12 protein-coding genes are annotated in these 16,391 nt (G+C 70.2%); 8 read left to right on the top strand and 4 right to left on the bottom strand.

Going from position 1 to position 16,391, the window contains the following annotated elements:
• Positions 1-92: 92 nt before the first annotated feature.
• Positions 93-2,189 carry a glycosyltransferase gene (locus RAB71_RS15470; protein WP_010343252.1) on the bottom strand — a complete coding sequence of 699 codons (2,097 nt, stop codon included), beginning with the start codon at positions 2,187-2,189 and terminating at the stop codon, positions 93-95.
• 93 nt (positions 2,190-2,282) lie between these two features.
• Between RAB71_RS15470 and mrcB the strand changes: the two genes are divergently transcribed.
• The 5 genes from mrcB (at position 2,283) to RAB71_RS15445 (ending at position 9,127) form a co-directional block, all read left to right on the top strand.
• Positions 2,283-4,715 (top strand): penicillin-binding protein 1B, encoded by a 2,433-nt coding sequence (mrcB, locus tag RAB71_RS15465; RefSeq protein WP_010343251.1) that lies wholly within the window; start codon positions 2,283-2,285, stop codon positions 4,713-4,715.
• A 23-nt stretch (positions 4,716-4,738) separates the two neighbouring features.
• Complete coding sequence (locus RAB71_RS15460; RefSeq protein WP_010343249.1) at positions 4,739-5,260, top strand: tetratricopeptide repeat protein; 522 nt, start codon at positions 4,739-4,741, stop codon at positions 5,258-5,260.
• Between the two features lie 180 nt (positions 5,261-5,440).
• Complete coding sequence (locus RAB71_RS15455; RefSeq protein WP_010343248.1) at positions 5,441-7,444, top strand: ATP-dependent DNA helicase; 2,004 nt, start codon at positions 5,441-5,443, stop codon at positions 7,442-7,444.
• Positions 7,445-7,505: 61 nt separating this feature from the next.
• Positions 7,506-8,210 (top strand): tRNA (adenosine(37)-N6)-threonylcarbamoyltransferase complex dimerization subunit type 1 TsaB, encoded by a 705-nt coding sequence (gene tsaB / locus RAB71_RS15450; protein WP_010343247.1) that lies wholly within the window; start codon positions 7,506-7,508, stop codon positions 8,208-8,210.
• Entirely contained in the window at positions 8,207-9,127 is a 921-nt protein-coding gene (locus RAB71_RS15445) for an ADP-ribosylglycohydrolase family protein (protein WP_010343246.1), read from the top strand. Before tsaB ends, RAB71_RS15445 begins: the two co-directional genes overlap by 4 nt.
• Before the next feature lie 59 nt (positions 9,128-9,186).
• On the opposite strand, the gene RAB71_RS15440 is transcribed toward RAB71_RS15445, so the two are convergent.
• The 3 genes from RAB71_RS15440 to gshB all read right to left on the bottom strand — a co-directional run bounded on the left by RAB71_RS15440 (position 9,187) and on the right by gshB (position 14,820).
• Positions 9,187-12,186, bottom strand: coding sequence for a TonB-dependent receptor (locus RAB71_RS15440; protein ID WP_010343245.1), 3,000 nt, complete (start codon positions 12,184-12,186; stop codon positions 9,187-9,189).
• A gap of 805 nt (positions 12,187-12,991) precedes the next feature.
• Positions 12,992-13,873: an energy transducer TonB gene (locus RAB71_RS15435; RefSeq protein WP_010343244.1), complete on the bottom strand. Its 882-nt coding sequence runs from the start codon at positions 13,871-13,873 to the stop codon at positions 12,992-12,994.
• Positions 13,870-14,820, bottom strand: coding sequence for a glutathione synthase (gene gshB, locus RAB71_RS15430; protein ID WP_010343243.1), 951 nt, complete (start codon positions 14,818-14,820; stop codon positions 13,870-13,872). The genes RAB71_RS15435 and gshB overlap by 4 nt, the downstream gene beginning before the upstream one ends.
• 242 nt (positions 14,821-15,062) lie before the next feature.
• Here gshB and pilG point away from each other — a divergent pair, with 242 nt between their 5' ends.
• Genes pilG through RAB71_RS15415 form a run of 3 tightly spaced genes read left to right on the top strand, consistent with a single transcriptional unit; the run spans position 15,063 to position 16,376 of the window.
• On the top strand, positions 15,063-15,464 hold the full coding sequence (pilG, locus tag RAB71_RS15425; RefSeq protein WP_003472648.1) for a twitching motility response regulator PilG: 402 nt from the start codon (positions 15,063-15,065) through the stop codon (positions 15,462-15,464).
• Between the two features lie 17 nt (positions 15,465-15,481).
• On the top strand, positions 15,482-15,844 hold the full coding sequence (locus RAB71_RS15420; protein ID WP_010343242.1) for a PleD family two-component system response regulator: 363 nt from the start codon (positions 15,482-15,484) through the stop codon (positions 15,842-15,844).
• Position 15,845: 1 nt separating this feature from the next.
• The gene (locus RAB71_RS15415; RefSeq protein ID WP_010343241.1) at positions 15,846-16,376 is read left to right on the top strand and encodes a chemotaxis protein CheW; all 531 of its coding nucleotides are present in this window, start codon (positions 15,846-15,848) and stop codon (positions 16,374-16,376) included.
• Positions 16,377-16,391 lie beyond the last annotated feature (15 nt).

Here is a 16,391-nt window from a genome sequence, read left to right as displayed (position 1 = left end):
TGCCGAGTGCCTGCCATAGCGGCGATGCCTGCAGCACCGTTGTGGGAGGGACTTCAGTCCCGACGCGATAGAAAACGGCGCGCCACCGCCGCTCAGGCCAGGAACGCCTCGCGCACCGTGGCGCGCGCAGCGTCCAGCGAGAAGTGGGTTTCGATGTTGCGCAGGCCGTTGTCGGCCAGCCGTTGCCACAGCGCCGGATCGGCGTACAGCTGCGCGATGGCGTCGGCGAACGCGGCGGGGTCGTCGGCGATCAGCACGTCCTCGCCGTCGCGCAGGTGCATGCCTTCCACCGCGCAGGCGGTGGCCACCACCGGCTGGCCATGCGCCATGCTGAGGTTGACCTTGCCCTTGACCCCCGCGCCGAAGCGCAGCGGCGCCACGGCGATGCGCATGCCGTCCATGTAGGCGGCGATCTCGGGGACGTGGCCGAGCAGCTCGACGCCAGCGGTGGCCTCGCCGAGGCGGCGGATGTCCTCCGGCATGTCCGCACCGATGCAGTGGAAGCGCACCTCCGGCAGGCGCAGGCGCACCGCCGGGAACACCTCCTGCAGGAACCAGCGCACCGCGTCCACGTTGGGCGCGTGGCGGAAGCCGCCGACGAACACCAGGTCGCGGCGCTGCGCCCACGGCAGGCCGGGGCCGGCGACCTCGTGCAGGTTCGAGATCAGCGCCGTGCGCACCTGCGGCGCCTCGCGCTGCAACTGTTCGCGTTCGACCGCGCTGACCAGCACGGTCACGTCCACCTGCGCCATCACCTCCAGCTCGCGCGCGCGGGTGCGCTCGGCCTCGCGCAGCAGGCGCGCGTCGCCGGCGAGTTCGGCACCGCGGCGCTCGCGCAGGTAGTGCAGGTCCACGGTGTCGAACAGGCGCCGTGCCTGCGGCGCGAACCGGCGCAGCAGCGGCAGGCAGGCGTGGGCGACGTGGTGGCGCACCAGCAGCACGCTGTGGAAGCGCGCGCCGTGCTGCTGCAGGAACCAGGTCAGGTTCTTCAGGTACGGCGCGTACCACACCTCCACGCCGAGCCGTTGCAGGGTCTCGCTATGGCGGCTGGCATAGCTGCGCTCGCTGGGCACGAACACCACGTGCGCGCCTTCCTCGAGCAGCAGGCGGATCAGGTTGAGCTGGCGCAGCGAGGCGGAATCGCGGTCCGGCTGCGGCAGCGCTTCGTCCAGGATCAGCACCTGGCGCTGCCGGCGGTGCAGCAGCGCCGGCGTCGGCACCTCGCCGGGCTGCAGGTACTGCGCCAACACCTCCGCCCACTTGCTGGCGAAGACCGCACGGTTGCGCACCTGATAGGCCTTGATCCCGCTGCCGGTGTCGGTGCCGTTGCTGGTGCCCTCGTCGTGCACCACGCGGCTGGCCGGCTGCACTAGCGTGCACAAGCCGGCGGCGCGCACCGCGAAGGCCAGGTCGGTGTCCTCGTAGTAGGCCGGCATGTAGCGCGTGTCGAAACCGCCCAGCGCCAGGAAGCGCGCGCGTTCGATCGCCAGCGCCGCGCCGCTGCCGTAGTCGACGTCGCGCAGGTAGGCATAGCGCGGATCGTCGGGCGACTCGAAGCGGCCGTAGCTCCAGGCGCTGCCGTCGGCGAAGACCACCCCGCCGGCGTCCTGCAGGCGGCCGTCGGGATACAGCAGTTGCGCGCTGACCAGGCCGGCCTGCGGCAGCTGCGCGAACGTGTCCAGCAACGCGTCCAGCCAGCCCGGCTGCGGCACCGTGTCGTTGTTGAGGAACACCAGGTAGCGGCCCTGCGCGCGCGCGGCGCCGTCGTTGCAGGTGGCGATGAAGCCGCCGTTGCGCTCGCGCACGTGGTAGTGCAGGCCGACCACCTGCGGCAGCCACTGCGCGGTGGCGTCGCTGCTGCCGTCGTCGATCACCAGGATCTCGCAGGGCGCGGCCGGCGGATGCGCGGCCAGCGCACGCAGGCAGGCGAGGGTATGCGCGACGTGGTTGTAGACCGGGATCACGATGCTGACCAGCGGCGCGGGACTGTTCGGCACCGCGAACGGCGCGAACGGCGCCGCTTCCACCGCGAACAGCGCGCGCTGCGGCGGCGGCAGCGGTTGCGCATGCACGCGCAACCGCTCCCAGGTGCTGCGCCAGCCGCGCGTGCGCAGACTGGTCAGGCCGCGCCGGAACAGGCCGGCCAGGCGGTTCAGGGCGTAGCGCGCATTCGCCCACGACATCGACATCCGGTACCACTCCAACTTAAACGAAGAGGCCGTCGCGCCGCGCTGCCCGCTGGGCTGCGCTAGACTCGGCGGAATTTACATTCTCGCATTCCCGTGCCCCGACGCTACGACGATCACGACACCGACGATCAGGACGACGCCCTGGACAGCCCCGCCGCCGTATGGCGCAGGCGCCTGCTCACCTGGGGCCTGGCCGCTGCCGCACTCGGCCTGGGCTTCCTGATTCCGTACACGATCTATCTGAACAAACAGGTCACCCAGCGTTTCGGCGAACTGCGCTGGCAGATTCCCACCCGCGTGTACGCGCGGCCGCTGGTGCTGGCGCCGGACACGGCGATGGACCCGCAGACGCTGAAGACCGAACTGGATGCGGCCAGCTATCGCGCCGACGCCGGCGCCGAACGCCCCGGCAGCTACCAGCAGGACGGCAGCCGCTTCACCATCGCCAGCCGCGGCTACGTCGACGTCGACGGGCGGGTCGCCCCACGGCGCATCGAGGTGGGCCTGGCCGGCGGGCGCGTGGTGGCGCTGCGCGATGCGCAGACGCGCAAGGCGCTCAAGGCCGCGCGGCTGGATCCGGCGCGCATCGCCACGCTGTACGGGCAGAAGCAGGAAGAGCGGCGCCTGGTGCGCGTGGACGAGGTGCCGGAACTGCTGGTCACCGGCTTGCAGGCGGTCGAGGACCGCGACTTCAATTCGCACCACGGCATCGACCTCAGCGGCATGGTCCGCGCGGCCTGGGTGATGGTGCGCTCCGGCGGCAAGAGCCGGCAGGGCGCCAGCACCCTGACCCAGCAGCTGGCGCGCAGCGGCCTGCTCGGCATCGGCAAGGAACAGACCGTCACCCGCAAGTTCAACGAGATCCTGTACGCGCTGATCATGGAGGCGCGCTACGACAAGCGCACCATCCTCGAGGCGTATCTGAACCAGGTGTACCTGGGCCAGCGCGGCAGCCAGGCGGTGCATGGTGTCGCGTCTGGTGCGGAGTTCTGGTTCGGCCGCGAACTCGATGCGCTGGCGCCGGAGCAGGTGGCGCTGCTGATCGGCCTGGTCAAGGGGCCGTCCTACTACGACCCGCGGCGCTATCCCGAGCGCGCGCTGGACCGGCGCAACTTCGTGCTCGGCAAGCTGCGCGAGAGCGAGCTGATCGACGAGCCGACCTATCGCAAGGCACTGGCCGCGCCGCTGGGCGTGCCGGCCGAACCCGGCCTGGTCGCGGCCAACCGGTTCCCCGCCTATGTCGACCTGGTGCGGCGCCAGCTGGCGCGCGATTACCCCGAAAGTGCGCTGCAGGGCGCCGGCCTGAGCGTGCTCACCGGCATGTCGCCGTCGGCGCAGGCTTATGCCGAGGGCGCGGTCACGCGCACCATCACTGCGCTGGAGACCAACAAGAAGCGCCCGCCGCTGCAAGCTGGGCTGGTGCTCACCGACACCCACAACGGTGAGGTGCTGGCGGTGGTCGGCAGCCGCGACGTGGCCCAGCCCGGCTTCAACCGCGCGATCGAGGCGCAGCGCCAGGTCGGTTCGCTGCTCAAGCCGTTCGTGTACCTGCTGGCGCTGGCGCAGCCGGACCGCTTTTCGCTGGCCAGTTGGGTCGACGACACCCCGGTCACCGTGCAACTGGGCCGCGGCCGCACCTGGAGCCCGGGCAATTCCGATGGTCGCAGCCATGGCACGGTGCGGGTGGTCGATGCGCTGGCGCACTCCTACAACCAGGCCACGGTGCGCGTCGGCATGCAGGTCGGGCCGGAGCGCGTGGCGCAACTGGTGAAGGTGCTGGCCGGCATCGAGGCAGAGGTCAATCCCTCGCTGATCCTCGGCGCCACCGACCAGAGCCCGTACGCGATGGCGCAGCTGTACCAGTTCCTGGCCTCCGGTGGCGAGATCCAGCCACTGCATGCGGTGCGCGGCGTGCTCGATCCGCAGGGCAAGCTTCTGAAGCGCTACGACAAGACCCCGGCGCCGGCGCAGGAGGGCGATTCCATCGCCGCCAACCTGGTCGGCATGGCGCTGCAGCAGGTGGTCAGCAACGGCACCGCGCGGCAGTTGCTCAGCGATGGCCTGGGCAAGCTGTCGCCGGCCGGCAAGACCGGCACCAGCAACGACGGCGTGGACAGCTGGTATGCCGGCTACACCGGCGATCACCTGGCGGTGATCTGGATCGGCAACGACCAGAACAAGCAGACCGGCCTGTACGGCGCCACCGGCGCGATGCGGGTGTGGTCGGGCATCTTCTCGCGGCTGCCGAGCGCGCCGCTGCAGGTGCAGGGCAAGGGCATCGACTGGCAGTGGATGGACCCGGTGGGGTACAACAGCACCGACCCGAGCTGCCCCGGCGCGCGCCAGTTCCCGTTCGTGGTCGGCTTCGTGCCGGCGTATGCCGCGTGCACGCCGCCGCAGGCGCTGCCGGAAGAAGCCGCCCCCGCCGAGGGCGAGCACCAGGGCGGCGGCTGGCGCAGCTGGTTCGGCCTGGACAAGAAGAAAGACCCGCCTGCCGACGCGGCCGCGCCGCCGCCGGCGCATTGATTCCCGGATCCCGGATACCGCTCATGACCCCACGTCTTCCCGCCATCGCCGCCCTCAGCCTGCTGCTCGCCTCCTGCGTCAGCGCACCGCCGCCGCCGCCGCCGGCTGCGCCGGTGGACACCACCACGCCGGCGCAGCGCATCGCCGCGATCGACGCCAGCGGCGGTGCCGACGACACCGAACTGAGCGTGCAGCCGCTGCGCGATCCGGAAGTGGAGGACCTGCGCGAGAGCGCCAAGCGCAAGCGCAGCGCCGGCGACCTGGCCGGCGCCGCCGCGGCGCTGGACCAGGCGCTGAAGCTGGTGCCGGACGACCCGGCGCTGCTGCAGGACCGCGCCGAAGTGGCGCTGCTGCAGAAGGACGACGCCCAGGCCGAAGCCTTCGCCAAGCGCGCCATCGACCTCGGCTCGCAGACCGGCCCGCTGTGCCGCCGCCACTGGGCGACCATCGAACAGGCGCGCCTGGCACGCGGGCAAAAGGAAAACGCCGCCTCGGCGCACGCGCAGATCGCCGGGTGCACGGTGCCAGGGATCAAGAGGTACTAAAGGGCCGGGAATGGGGAGTCGGGATTGGGGATTGGCAAGAGCGCATTCCGCGCGTTGCAGGCTGAAGTCGCTGGTTGGCGTGTCCTGCGCCTGCTTGGCCGAGCGCACTGACCCGCGACGCGCACGCCTTGTGCTTTTACCAATCCCCAATCCCGACTCCCCAATCCCGGCACCACCCCAATGTCGTTAGCTCACGCAAGCACCGAAGCGCTCAGCGAAGGCGGGGCGCTTGCGCGCCAGCTCGATGCGTTCGTGCCGCGGCCGGCGCAGTTGCGGTTGACCGCGGCGATCGCCGAGGCGTTCGAGCAGCGCGACGTGCTGCTGGCTGAGGCCGGCACCGGCACCGGCAAGACCTATGCGTACCTGGTGCCGGCGCTGCTGTCGGGGCTGAAGACCATCGTCTCCACCGGCACCCGCGCGCTGCAGGACCAGCTCTACCATCGCGATCTGCCGCGGGTGCGCGCGGCGCTGGGCGTGGGCCTGAGCAGCGCGCTGCTGAAGGGGCGCGCCAACTACCTGTGCAAGTATCGTCTGCAGCAGGCCCGCGGCGAGCCGCGTTTCACCGCGCGCGAGCAGGTGGCGCAGTTCCAGCGCATCGTCGCCTGGAGCGGGCGCACCCGCTTCGGCGACATCGCCGAACTGGACGCGCTGGCCGACGATTCGCCGCTGCTGCCGCTGGTCACCTCCACCGTGGACAACTGCCTGGGCACCGAATGCCCGTTCTGGGGCGAGTGTTTCGTGGTGCAGGCGCGGCAGCGCGCGCAGGCGGCCGACCTGGTGGTGGTCAACCACCACCTGCTGCTGGCCGACCTGGCGCTGAAGCAGGAGGGTTTCGGCGAGATCCTGCCCGGCGCACAGGTCTTCGTGATCGACGAGGCGCACCAATTGCCGGAGCTGGCGGCGAACTTCTTCGGCGAAGGTTTCGGCATGCGCCCGCTGCAGGAACTGGCGCGCGACTGCCTGGCCGAGAGCCGCAATGTCGCCGGCGCGCTGGCCAGCCTGCAGGCGCCAGCGCAGGCACTGGAACAGACCCTGCGCGAACTGCGCGCGGCGATGGAAGGGCTGCCGGCGCGCGGCACGCAGTGGCGGCTGCTGTCCAAGCCGCAGGTGCGCGATGGTTTCGATGCACTGCTGGCCGATCTGGCGCGGCTGCAGGAGCCGCTGGCTGTTTTGCGTGAGGCCTCGCCCGGTTTTGATGCCTGCGCGGCGCGTGCGCGCGAACTGCGCACGCGGTTGGGCCGCTGGCTCGGCGAGGATGCGCCGATCCCGGATTTCGAGGCCGAGCCGGAAGCGGACGCGCCGTCGAACGACGTGCTGTGGTACGAACTGACCCCGCGCGGCTTCCGCTGCCAGCGCACGCCGCTGGACGTGTCCGGGCCGCTGCGCGCGCACCGCGAGGCCTCGCACGCGGCCTGGGTGTTCACCTCGGCGACGCTGGCGGTGAAGGGCGAGTTCGAGCACATCGCCACCCGCCTGGGCCTGCGCGATCCGATGACCTTGCTGCAGCCCAGCCCGTTCGACTGGGCGCGGCAGGCGTTGTGCTACCTGCCGGCGTTGCCCGATCCGGCGGCGCGCGGCTTCGGCACGGCGCTGATCGCCGCGCTGCAGCCGGTGCTGGAGGCCTCGCAGGGCCGCGCTTTCCTGCTGTTCGCCTCGCACCGCGCGCTGCGCGAGGCGGCCGAGGCGCTGCGCGACGGGCCCTGGCCGCTGTTCGTGCAGGGCGAGGCGCCGCGCGCGACCTTGCTCGAGCGCTTCCGCGCCTCCGGCAACGGCGTGCTGCTCGGCTCGGCCAGTTTCCGCGAGGGCGTGGACGTGGTCGGCGATGCGCTGAGCGTGGTGGTGATCGACAAGCTGCCGTTCGCCGCGCCCGACGATCCGGTGTTCGAGGCGCGCCTGGAGGCGATCCGCCGCGACGGCGGCAATCCGTTCCGCGACGAGCAGCTGCCGCAGGCGGTGATCGCGCTGAAGCAGGGCGTGGGCCGCCTGATCCGCAGCGAGCGCGACCGCGGCGTGCTGGTGCTGTGCGACCCGCGCCTGCTGTCCAAGTCCTACGGCCGCACCTTCCTGGAGTCGCTGCCGCCGTTCGCCCGCACCCGCGACGTGGAGGACGTCCGCCAGTTCTTCGCCGCCGAGGTCCCGACGCTGGGCGATAATCCCGAGGCCGGCATGTCGCCATCCGGCTAGCCGCCGCGCCGCTCCTGCTTTTGCGAATCCCCAATCCCGAATCCCCAATCCCGGCTCCCCAATGAATCTGCTCGCCTTCGAAACCTCCACCGAAGCCTGCTCCGTCGCCGTCATGGTCGGCGACCGCGTGCTGGAGCGCTTCGACCTGGCGCCGCGGCGGCATGCCGAACTGGCGCTGCCCTGGGCCGAGCAACTGCTGGCCGAGGCCGGCATCGGCCGCCGCCAGCTCGATGCGGTGGCCTTCAGTCGCGGCCCCGGCGCGTTCACCGGCGTGCGGCTGGCGATCGCTGTGGCACAGGGCATCGCCCTGGCTTTGGACCTGCCGGTGTTGCCGGTGTCCACGCTGCAGGTGCTGGCGTTGCGCGCGCCGGCCGATGCGCCGCGGGTGCTGGCGGCGATCGACGCGCGTATGGGCGAGGTCTACACCGCGGCCTACGCGCGCCAGGCCGAGGGCGGCCTGCAGGCGCTGACCGCCGAGCAGGTGCTGGATCCGGAGGCCTTCGTGCTGCCGGAACCTGAAGCGGCCTGGGCCGCGGTCGGTACCGGGCTGGCGGCAGTCGATGGCACCCTGCAACGCCGCTTCGGCGCGCACTGGCGCAGCGCCGACGCGCAGGCGCTGCCGCATGCCGCCGACGTGCTGACCCTGGCCGCGGCCGCGTACGCGCGCGGCGAAGGCATTGCGCCGGAGCGCGCCGAGCCGGCCTACCTGCGCGACAACGTCGCCCTGACCCTGGCCGAGCAGCAGGCGCAGCGGGCCGCACGATGAGCGGTGGCGTGACGCCCGGCGACCGCTTCCGCGGTTGTCTGCTCGGGTTGGCGATCGGCGACGCGCTGGGGACTACCCTGGAATTCAAGGCGCCCGGCAGCTTCGCGCCGATCGACGACATGGTCGGCGGCGGCCCGTTCGAGCTGCAGCCGGGGCAGTGGACCGACGATACCTCGATGGCGCTGTGCCTGGCGCACAGCCTGCTGTACCGGCAGGACTTCGACGCCGCCGACCAGATGAACCGCTACTGCAACTGGTACCGGCACGGCTATCTGAGCAGCACCGGCACGTGCTTCGACATCGGCAACACCGTGCGCGCCGCGCTGGATAGGTATCTGCAGGGCGGGCCGGCGTTCAGTGGCAGCGACGATCCGCGCGCGGCCGGCAACGGCGCGCTGATGCGACTGGCGCCGGTGGCGATGTTCTACGCGCAGCGTCCCGACGAACTGGCCGCGCGTGCCGCCGACAGTTCGCGCACCACCCATGCCGCGGCCGAGGTGCTGGACGCCAGCCGGCTGTTCGCGTTCCAACTGCGTGCTGCCTTGCTGGGCGAGGACCGTGCGCAGGTGCTGCAGCCAACCGGTGCGCCGCCGATGCAGACCCCGGCCCTGCGTGCGCTGGTCGACCGCGACCATGCGGCGGTGCCGGCGGCGCAGATCCGCGGCACCGGCTACGTGGTCGATGCGTTGTCGGCGGCGCTGTGGTGCTTCGCGACCACCGACAATTTCGCCGATGCGGTGCTGCGTGCGGCTAACCTCGGCGACGATGCGGATACCACCGCGGCGATCTGCGGCCAGCTGGCTGGCGCGTTCTACGGCCTGCACGGCATTCCCGCGGCATGGCGCACGCGGGTCCAGGATGCGACGGAGATTTTGGCGCTCGCCGATCGGCTGTACGCCGCCAGTGTCGCCGGTTGAAGGCTGCCGCGGACGCCGGCCTTGCGTGGCCGGCGTCCTTGGCGTTGCTGTGAAGCGGATCAGTAGTCGTAGCTGACGCTCAACCGCAGCGAACGCGGGGCCTGGCGCAGCAATGCCGCGCCGTACACCGGGTCCGCGTTACCCGGGTCGGATTCCGAGTACGGATACTTCCACAGCGTGGCCTGGCCGTTGAAGACGTTGAACACGTCCAGGCTGAAGGCCAGTTTGCGGTCGGCGTAGGCCGGCCGCCACGACACGCCGAGATCCAGTTGCTGCAGCCACGGCAGACGACCCTGGCTGCCCGGAGGCGCCGGCTGACCTTCGTAGTAGTGATAGGCAATGCCATAGCCGGAGGGGTCAGTGTGGTCGGGGCCATAGGAGCCGAGCGCACTGAACGGCGAACCGGAGATCAGCTTGAAGTTGGCCGACACCAGCCATGCGGGGTTGATCTGGTAGTAGCCGTAGAACTTGAACTGATGGGTGTGGTCGTTGCTCTGCGGGCCGTTGGTGTGCTCCATCAACTGCGCGAAGTCCCAGGCCTGGGTGGTGGACACCGCGGTCTGGCCGATGCCCGACAGCAACTGGCCCTCGGTGGTGCCGTAGCTGCGCGACCAGGTGTAGTCGAGGCGGCCGTACCAGCGCTGGTCGAACGGATGCTCCAGCGACAGGTTGAGCCCGTAGTAATTGCGCTTGAACGCCGGGAAGCCGAACTGCGCATTGGTCAGCGGCACCTTGACGTAGTTGCCCGAGGTGTCGACCAGGGTGAAGGTGTTGGCCCGGCCCGGGTTGATCAGCCAGCAGCTGACCGGATTGCTGGCCAGGGTCACCGTATGCCCTTGCGCCGCGGCGGCGGCGAACACGGTATCGCTGTCGCAGTAGTCGTCCACGCCGCTGCGCAGGACGCGGTAGGTGCCCTTGGCGCCGTAGACCCAGCTGTCGCCCCAGGCCTTGGTGAAGCCGAGGATGAACTCGTCCTGGAACGAGGGCTTGATGCCCTGCGTGGCGACGGTCTTGGGATCGGGCAGGATGCCGTAGTTGTTGTTGGACGAGACCGCGCCGGAGATCTGGGTCAGGCCGGTCGGGTAGCCATTGGCGTCGATGCCGCCGTAGGTGTAGTAGGTCGAGGTGGCCAGGGTGGCGCCGGCGGCGTTGAACGCCGGATTCAGCGGCAGCGCCAGGTAGTAGCGGCCGACGTTGCCGTAGACCTTGAAGCGCGCGTCGCCGTCGACGTCCCAGCTGAAGCCCAGCCGTGGCGCCCATTGCCCGCTGGTCTGCTTGATGTACGGCGCGCCGTCGCGGTTGTAGTTGGTGAACTGGTCCAGGCGCAGGCCGAGGTTGAGCAACAGCCGGTCGTTGACCTGCCAGTTATCCTCCACATATTGCGCGCGCTGCGCCGAGCGCACCGATGCCAGCGCGCTGTAGATGTACTTGCGCACGTAGTAACCGTCCTGGCCGTTGGGATAGCCGCCGGTGGCCGGCACGCCGAGGCCGGTATTGATCGGCACGTTGGGGTTGGCCTGGCCGTAGATCCAGTAGTAGCCGTCGCCGGAGGCCACCGAACCGCGGTTGAGCGCGCGCGCGTTCTGGTTGTCGATGCCGACGGTGATGCTGTGCGCGCCGATGGCGTAGTTCAGATCCAGGCGCAGGTTGTCGGTGCGGTTGCCGCGCGCCGGGTCGACCAGCAGCGAGGTGGTCTGCGCATTAGTGATCGGGGTGCCGCCGGTGTAGGCCGGGTTCTCGAACGAAGTGCCGCTGAGGTAGGTCAGCGCGCCGTTGTAGCTGGGATTGCCGGTGTAGTCGTCGGTGCGCTGCTGGCCGTACTGGGCGCTGAAGGTCAGGCGGTCGGTGAGATAGCCGGTGTACTTGGCGGTCCACAGGTCGCCGCCGGTCTTGGTGGTGTTGGCGTCGCCGCGCAGGCTGCCGATATCGTAACCGCTGTAGTCGTAGTACTTGCCGCGGGTGATGTAGCGGCTGGAGGCGCCGGTGATCTCCAGCAGTTGGTTGTCGCTGATGTTCCAGTCGAGCTTGGCGTACCAGCTCGGCCGGCGGTACTGGTAGTCGTAGTAATAGGTTCCCGGGGTGGTCTCGCGCGCGCCGTAGAACCTGTCGCCGTCCTGGCGCTGCAATTCGTAGGCGCCGAAGAAGAACAGCTTGTCCTGGATCAGCGGGCCGCCCGCGTAGATGCTTTGGGTGCTGAGCGTGGAACCGCTTTTGCTGTCCGGCCGGTACAGGCTGCCGTCGCCAGGCGAGTAGACGTCCTTCTGCGAGGAGCGCAGCCCGTCCGGCTCCCAGGTCGCCTGGCCGCCGAAATGCCATTCGTTTGTGCCGCGCTTGCCGACGGCGTTGATCACACCGCCGTCGGAACGGCCGTACTTGGCGCTGTAGCCGCCGGTGTAGACCTCCAACTGGTCGATGCTGCCGTAGGGCAGGGTCAGTCCGCCCAGTCCGCGCAGCGGGTCGGTGGTGTTGAAGCCGTTGATGTAATAGGCGTTCTCCGCGGCAGAAGAGCCGCCGAAGCTGAGCAACTGCGCGCCGGTCGGGCCGATGTAGGTACCGCTGCCGCTGTTGCCGGCCACGCCGGGCGCCAGTTGCGCGATCGCCTCGGCCGAGCGGCCCAGCGGCAGGCGCTGCAGCTGTTCGGCATTGATCACCGTGCGCGAGTCCACGCTGCTCACGTCGATCGCGGCGGCGGCGCGATCGGCACTGACCTGGACGCCCGCCAGGCTGGTGGTGGCTGGGGCGAAGGAGACCTCGGTGACGCCGCCGACGGTGAGGCCGACGCCGTCGCGGCTGCCCAGCACGCTGCCGTCGGCGCCCTTGGCGATGATGGTGTAGGTGCCAAGCGGCAACTGGCCGACGCTGTAGCGGCCGCGCGCGTCCACGGCGACCTCGCGGCTGAGGCCGCTGTCGCTGCGCACCAGGATGCGTTGGGTGTCGGCGGGCGCCTGGCCGGCGACGGCGCCGGTGGTGGACTGGGCCTGGGCCGGCGGCAGGGCGAGGGCGGCACTCAGTGCCAGGGCGAGCAGGGCGGGCCTGCGGAGGGAGCGATGATTGTGCATGCGGAAGGCGACTCGGGTGGTGGGGACGGGGGCCCGCCGCGCCGACTCGAATCCGCCCGTCCTGGATGATGCGGTGTGCGCGGTAACGTTCCCCCGCTCCATTAACCTTAATAGGACGCCATCACAGAAATGCCGCGTCGTTATGTCGGCGGCACCAATGGTTATGTCCTTCTTCGCCGGGCTGCGTGCGGCTTTACCCTCACCCCAACCCCTCTCCCGAGGGGAGAGGGGCAGCGCTTCTCCCTTCTCCCATCGGGAGAAGGTGCCCCGAACGGGCGGATGAGGGTACGGGCGAAGCCTCGTGCATCCGAACTTCGCGACTCGCTGCGCGCCGACCCTCACCCCAACCCCTCTCCCGGTGGGAGAGGGGCTAGCGCCTTTCCTTCTCCCCTCGGGAGAAGGTGCCCCGAAGGGGCGGATGAGGGTACGGGCGAAGCCTCGTGCACCCGAACTTCGCGACTCGCTGCGCGCCGTACCCTCACCCCAACCCCTCTCCCGGTGAGAGAGGGGCTAGCGCTTCTCCCTTCTCCCACCGGGAGAAGGTGCCCCGCAGGGGCGGATGAGGGTACGGGCGGAGCCTCGTGCACCCAAACACCACGAGACGCTGCGCGCCGACCCTCACCCCAACCCCTCTCCCGGTGGGAGAGGGGCAGCGCTTCTCCCTTCTCCCGCCGGGAGAAGGTGCCCCGAAGGGGCGGATGAGGGTGCGGGTGAAGCCTCGTGCGTCAGAACTTTACGAGACGCTGCGCGCCGTACCCTCACCCCAACCCCTCTCCCGGGGGGAGAGGGGCGATCTGCATGCCGCTCAACGATCGTCGACCAGGCTGCCGCCAGGCAGGAACACCCAGGTGCGGGTCACCTGCAGGATGTCGACGTTGTCGTCGGTGCGCGGCAGCGGCGGGAACGGCTGCGCCAGTTGCACGATCCGCAGTGCGGCGGCATCGAGCATGGGGACGCCGCTGGAGCGCAGGATGCGGCTGCTTTCCAGGCTGCCGTCGCGGCGCACGCCGACGCTGATCACCACCTGGCCGCCAAGCCGGCGCCGCCGCGCTTCGTCGGGGTAGTTGAGGTTGCCGACGCGCTCGGCGCGGTCGACCCAGGCGCGCAGGTAGTTGGCGTAGGCGTATTCGCGGGTGCTGGCGGAGACGAACTTGCGGTTGGGGCGCTTGGCGTACTGCTCCGAGCGCAGGTGCACTTCGGCGGCCAGCCGCGCCATCTCGGCATCGCGCTGTTCGCGCTGCGCGTCCACCGGCCGTTGCGGCTCGTCGGTGCGCGGCTGGGTCTGCGCCAACGGCAGCGGTTGCTCGCCGCGCGCGCTGCTGACCACGCGCGGGGTCGGTTCCGGTGCGGCGGCCGCGGTCTGCGCGCGCAGCGCCTGCGGGGCCAGGCCGTCCTGGCGCTGCGGTACTACGCCCGGCTGGCTGTCGCGTGGGCGCTGCGGCGTGTCGTGGTCGCCGCCGCCCTGTTGGTTGGCCTGGGCCAGGAAGTCGGCCTGCTTCGGCGTCAGCGGCGTGCTGGTCTGGCTGAAGATCACGTCCAGGGTCGGCACCAGCGGTGCGTCGTCGTCGATCGCAAAGCCCACGCCGAGGATCAGCAGCCCGTGCACGATCAGCGACAGCACCAGGGTGGCGCTGAGCCGTTCGCGCTCGCCGATACGCGGCGCGGGCGTCGCGGCGGCCGCGCTCATCGCGCCGGGTAGGCCTCGATGGCGTCGAACAGCAGCCCGGCGATGTTGAGCCCGAACTGCGCGTCCAGTTCGCGCACGCAGGTGGGGCTGGTGACGTTGACCTCGGTGAGGTAGTCGCCGATCACGTCCAGGCCGACGAAGCGCATGCCGCGCCGCTTCATCTCCGGGCCGACCTGGGAAGCGATCCAGCGGTCGCGCTCGCTCAGCGGGCGGCCTTCGCCGCGGCCGCCGGCGGCCAGGTTGCCGCGGAACTCGTCGCCCTGCGGAATCCGCGCCAGGCAGTAGTCCACCGCCACGCCGTCAACCAGCAGGATGCGCTTGTCGCCGGCGCTGATGTCCGGGATGAAGCGCTGCGCCAGGGCCAGCTTGCGCCCGCCGTCGGTCAGCGTCTCCAGGATCACGTTGAGGTTGGGGTCGCCGGTGCCGCTGCGGAAGATCGAGCGCCCGCCCATGCCGTCCAGCGGCTTCAGCACCGCCTGGCCGTGTTCCAGCACGAAGGCCTTGAGCGTGGCGGCGTCGCGGCTGACCAGGGTCGGCGGGCAGCATTGCGGGAACAGCAGGGCCGCCAGCTTCTCGTTGAAGTCGCGCAGGCCCTGCGGGTCGTTGACCACCTGCGCGCCGGCGCGCTGGGCCACGCTGAGCACGTGGGTGTCGTACAGGAATTCCGAATCGAATGGCGGATCCTTGCGCATCAGCACCACCTGCCCGGGGCCGAAGGTCAGTTCGACGAACGCGTCCAGCTCGAACCAGCCGGCCTTGTCGTCGCGCACCCGCAGCGGCGCGGCCTGGGCCAGCGCGCGGCCGTCGCGCAGGGTCAGCCCGCCGGGGCGCACGTAGTGCAGGCGATGCCCGCGGCGCTGCGCTTCCAGCAGCATCGCGAAGGTCGTGTCTTTGGCGATCTTGATGCTGGCGATGGGATCCATCACCACGATGACATCGAACGGCATGGGGGCACCTGTGGGGCTGAGCGGAAGATGGTAGCGGGTCGGCGGGGGCGCCGCGCACCGGGCGTCCGGCGCGGTCGCACGGTGTCGCACGTCATCCGCCAAACTGTGACATAGTTTGTGCTGTTACGCGGTTCAACGCGGACCCGTCGCGGCGGCCTTGACAGTCGCAGCGGGTCTTGGGATACATGTCGTTTCGCAGCGAAGCCGGATCCGATGAAGCGTCGCGCGCTTGGGGGCAAGTGATGAGTGAAAACACGACTGCGGGTGGGGAACTCGCAGGCTTGCGGGTGATGGTGATCGACGATTCGAAAACAATCCGTCGTACCGCCGAAACGTTGCTGAAGCGCGAAGGGTGCGAAGTGGTGACGGCGACCGACGGCTTCGAGGCCCTGGCCAAGATCGCCGATCAGCAGCCGCAGATCATCTTCGTGGACATCATGATGCCGCGGCTGGACGGCTATCAGACCTGCGCGCTGATCAAGGGCAACCAGCTGTTCAAGGCCACGCCGGTGATCATGCTGTCCTCCAAGGACGGCCTGTTCGACAAGGCGCGCGGGCGCATCGTCGGGTCCGAGCAGTACCTCACCAAACCCTTTACACGCGAAGAGCTGCTGGGCGCGATCCGTACATACGTCAACGCCTGACCAGGGGGAAAGGCAGCATGGCCCGTATCTTGTTGATCGAGGACTCACCGACCGACCGGGCGGTGTTCACGCAATGGCTGGAAAAAGCCGGGCACCAGGTCCTGTCCACCGACAATGCGGAGGACGGGATCAAGCTGGTGCGCGAGCAGGCGCCGAGCCTGGTGCTGATGGACGTGGTGCTGCCGGGCATGAGCGGCTTCCAGGCCACCCGCGCGCTGTCGCGCGACGAGGCCACCCGGCACATCCCGGTGCTGATCATCAGCACCAAGAGCATGGAGACCGACAAGGTCTGGGGCATGCGCCAGGGCGCCACCGACTACATCGTCAAGCCGCCGCGCGAGGACGAGCTGATCGCCCGCATCAACCAGCTGGTGGGCTGACATGCGTTCGCCCTTCGACATTCTCGAGGCCTACGAGCGGCGCAGCCTGGCGCACGCCGTGCAGATGCCCGAACGCGCCTTCGACGACGACGTCTGGCGCGGCGTCGGCTACCGCGTCGGCACGCGCCACCTGGTCTCGGACTTCCGCGAAGTGGTGGAGATCGTGCGCATGCCGCCGGTCACCCCGGTGCCGGGCGCGCAGCCGTGGCTGCTGGGCGTGGGCAACCTGCGCGGCAACCTGTTCCCGGTGGTCGACCTGAAGCAGTTCCTGGAAGGCGAGCGCACCGCGCTGCAGGAAGGCCAGCGCGTGCTGATCATGCGCCAGAGCGGCGGCGACGTGGCCCTGACCATCGACGAACTGTTCGGCCAGCGCAGCTTCACCGAGGCGCAGGCGGTGGAGCCGGGCGATCTGGCCCAGGGCCGCTACGCGCACTTCATCGACCGCGCCTTCCGCGGCGACGCCCAGGATTGGGGCGTGTTCTCGCTGTCGCTGCTGTCGCGCACTCCCGAATTCCGGCAAGCCGCCGCCTGAGCGCGCGCGCTGCCT

The organism is Xanthomonas sacchari, assembly GCF_040529065.1.
Taxonomy (GTDB): domain Bacteria; phylum Pseudomonadota; class Gammaproteobacteria; order Xanthomonadales; family Xanthomonadaceae; genus Xanthomonas_A; species Xanthomonas_A sacchari.
This window is presented reverse-complemented; position numbering and strand designations above follow the sequence as displayed.

Coding starts and splice junctions, on each gene's coding strand:
- RAB71_RS15470 (WP_010343252.1), bottom strand. CDS start 2,189: ATGTCGATGTCGTGGGCGAATGCGCGCTACGCCCTGAACCGCCTGGCC.
- RAB71_RS15460 (WP_010343249.1), top strand. CDS start 4,739: ATGACCCCACGTCTTCCCGCCATCGCCGCCCTCAGCCTGCTGCTCGCC.
- RAB71_RS15455 (WP_010343248.1), top strand. CDS start 5,441: ATGTCGTTAGCTCACGCAAGCACCGAAGCGCTCAGCGAAGGCGGGGCG.
- tsaB (WP_010343247.1), top strand. CDS start 7,506: ATGAATCTGCTCGCCTTCGAAACCTCCACCGAAGCCTGCTCCGTCGCC.
- RAB71_RS15445 (WP_010343246.1), top strand. CDS start 8,207: ATGAGCGGTGGCGTGACGCCCGGCGACCGCTTCCGCGGTTGTCTGCTC.
- RAB71_RS15440 (WP_010343245.1), bottom strand. CDS start 12,186: ATGCACAATCATCGCTCCCTCCGCAGGCCCGCCCTGCTCGCCCTGGCA.
- RAB71_RS15435 (WP_010343244.1), bottom strand. CDS start 13,873: ATGAGCGCGGCCGCCGCGACGCCCGCGCCGCGTATCGGCGAGCGCGAA.
- gshB (WP_010343243.1), bottom strand. CDS start 14,820: ATGCCGTTCGATGTCATCGTGGTGATGGATCCCATCGCCAGCATCAAG.
- pilG (WP_003472648.1), top strand. CDS start 15,063: ATGAGTGAAAACACGACTGCGGGTGGGGAACTCGCAGGCTTGCGGGTG.
- RAB71_RS15420 (WP_010343242.1), top strand. CDS start 15,482: ATGGCCCGTATCTTGTTGATCGAGGACTCACCGACCGACCGGGCGGTG.
- RAB71_RS15415 (WP_010343241.1), top strand. CDS start 15,846: ATGCGTTCGCCCTTCGACATTCTCGAGGCCTACGAGCGGCGCAGCCTG.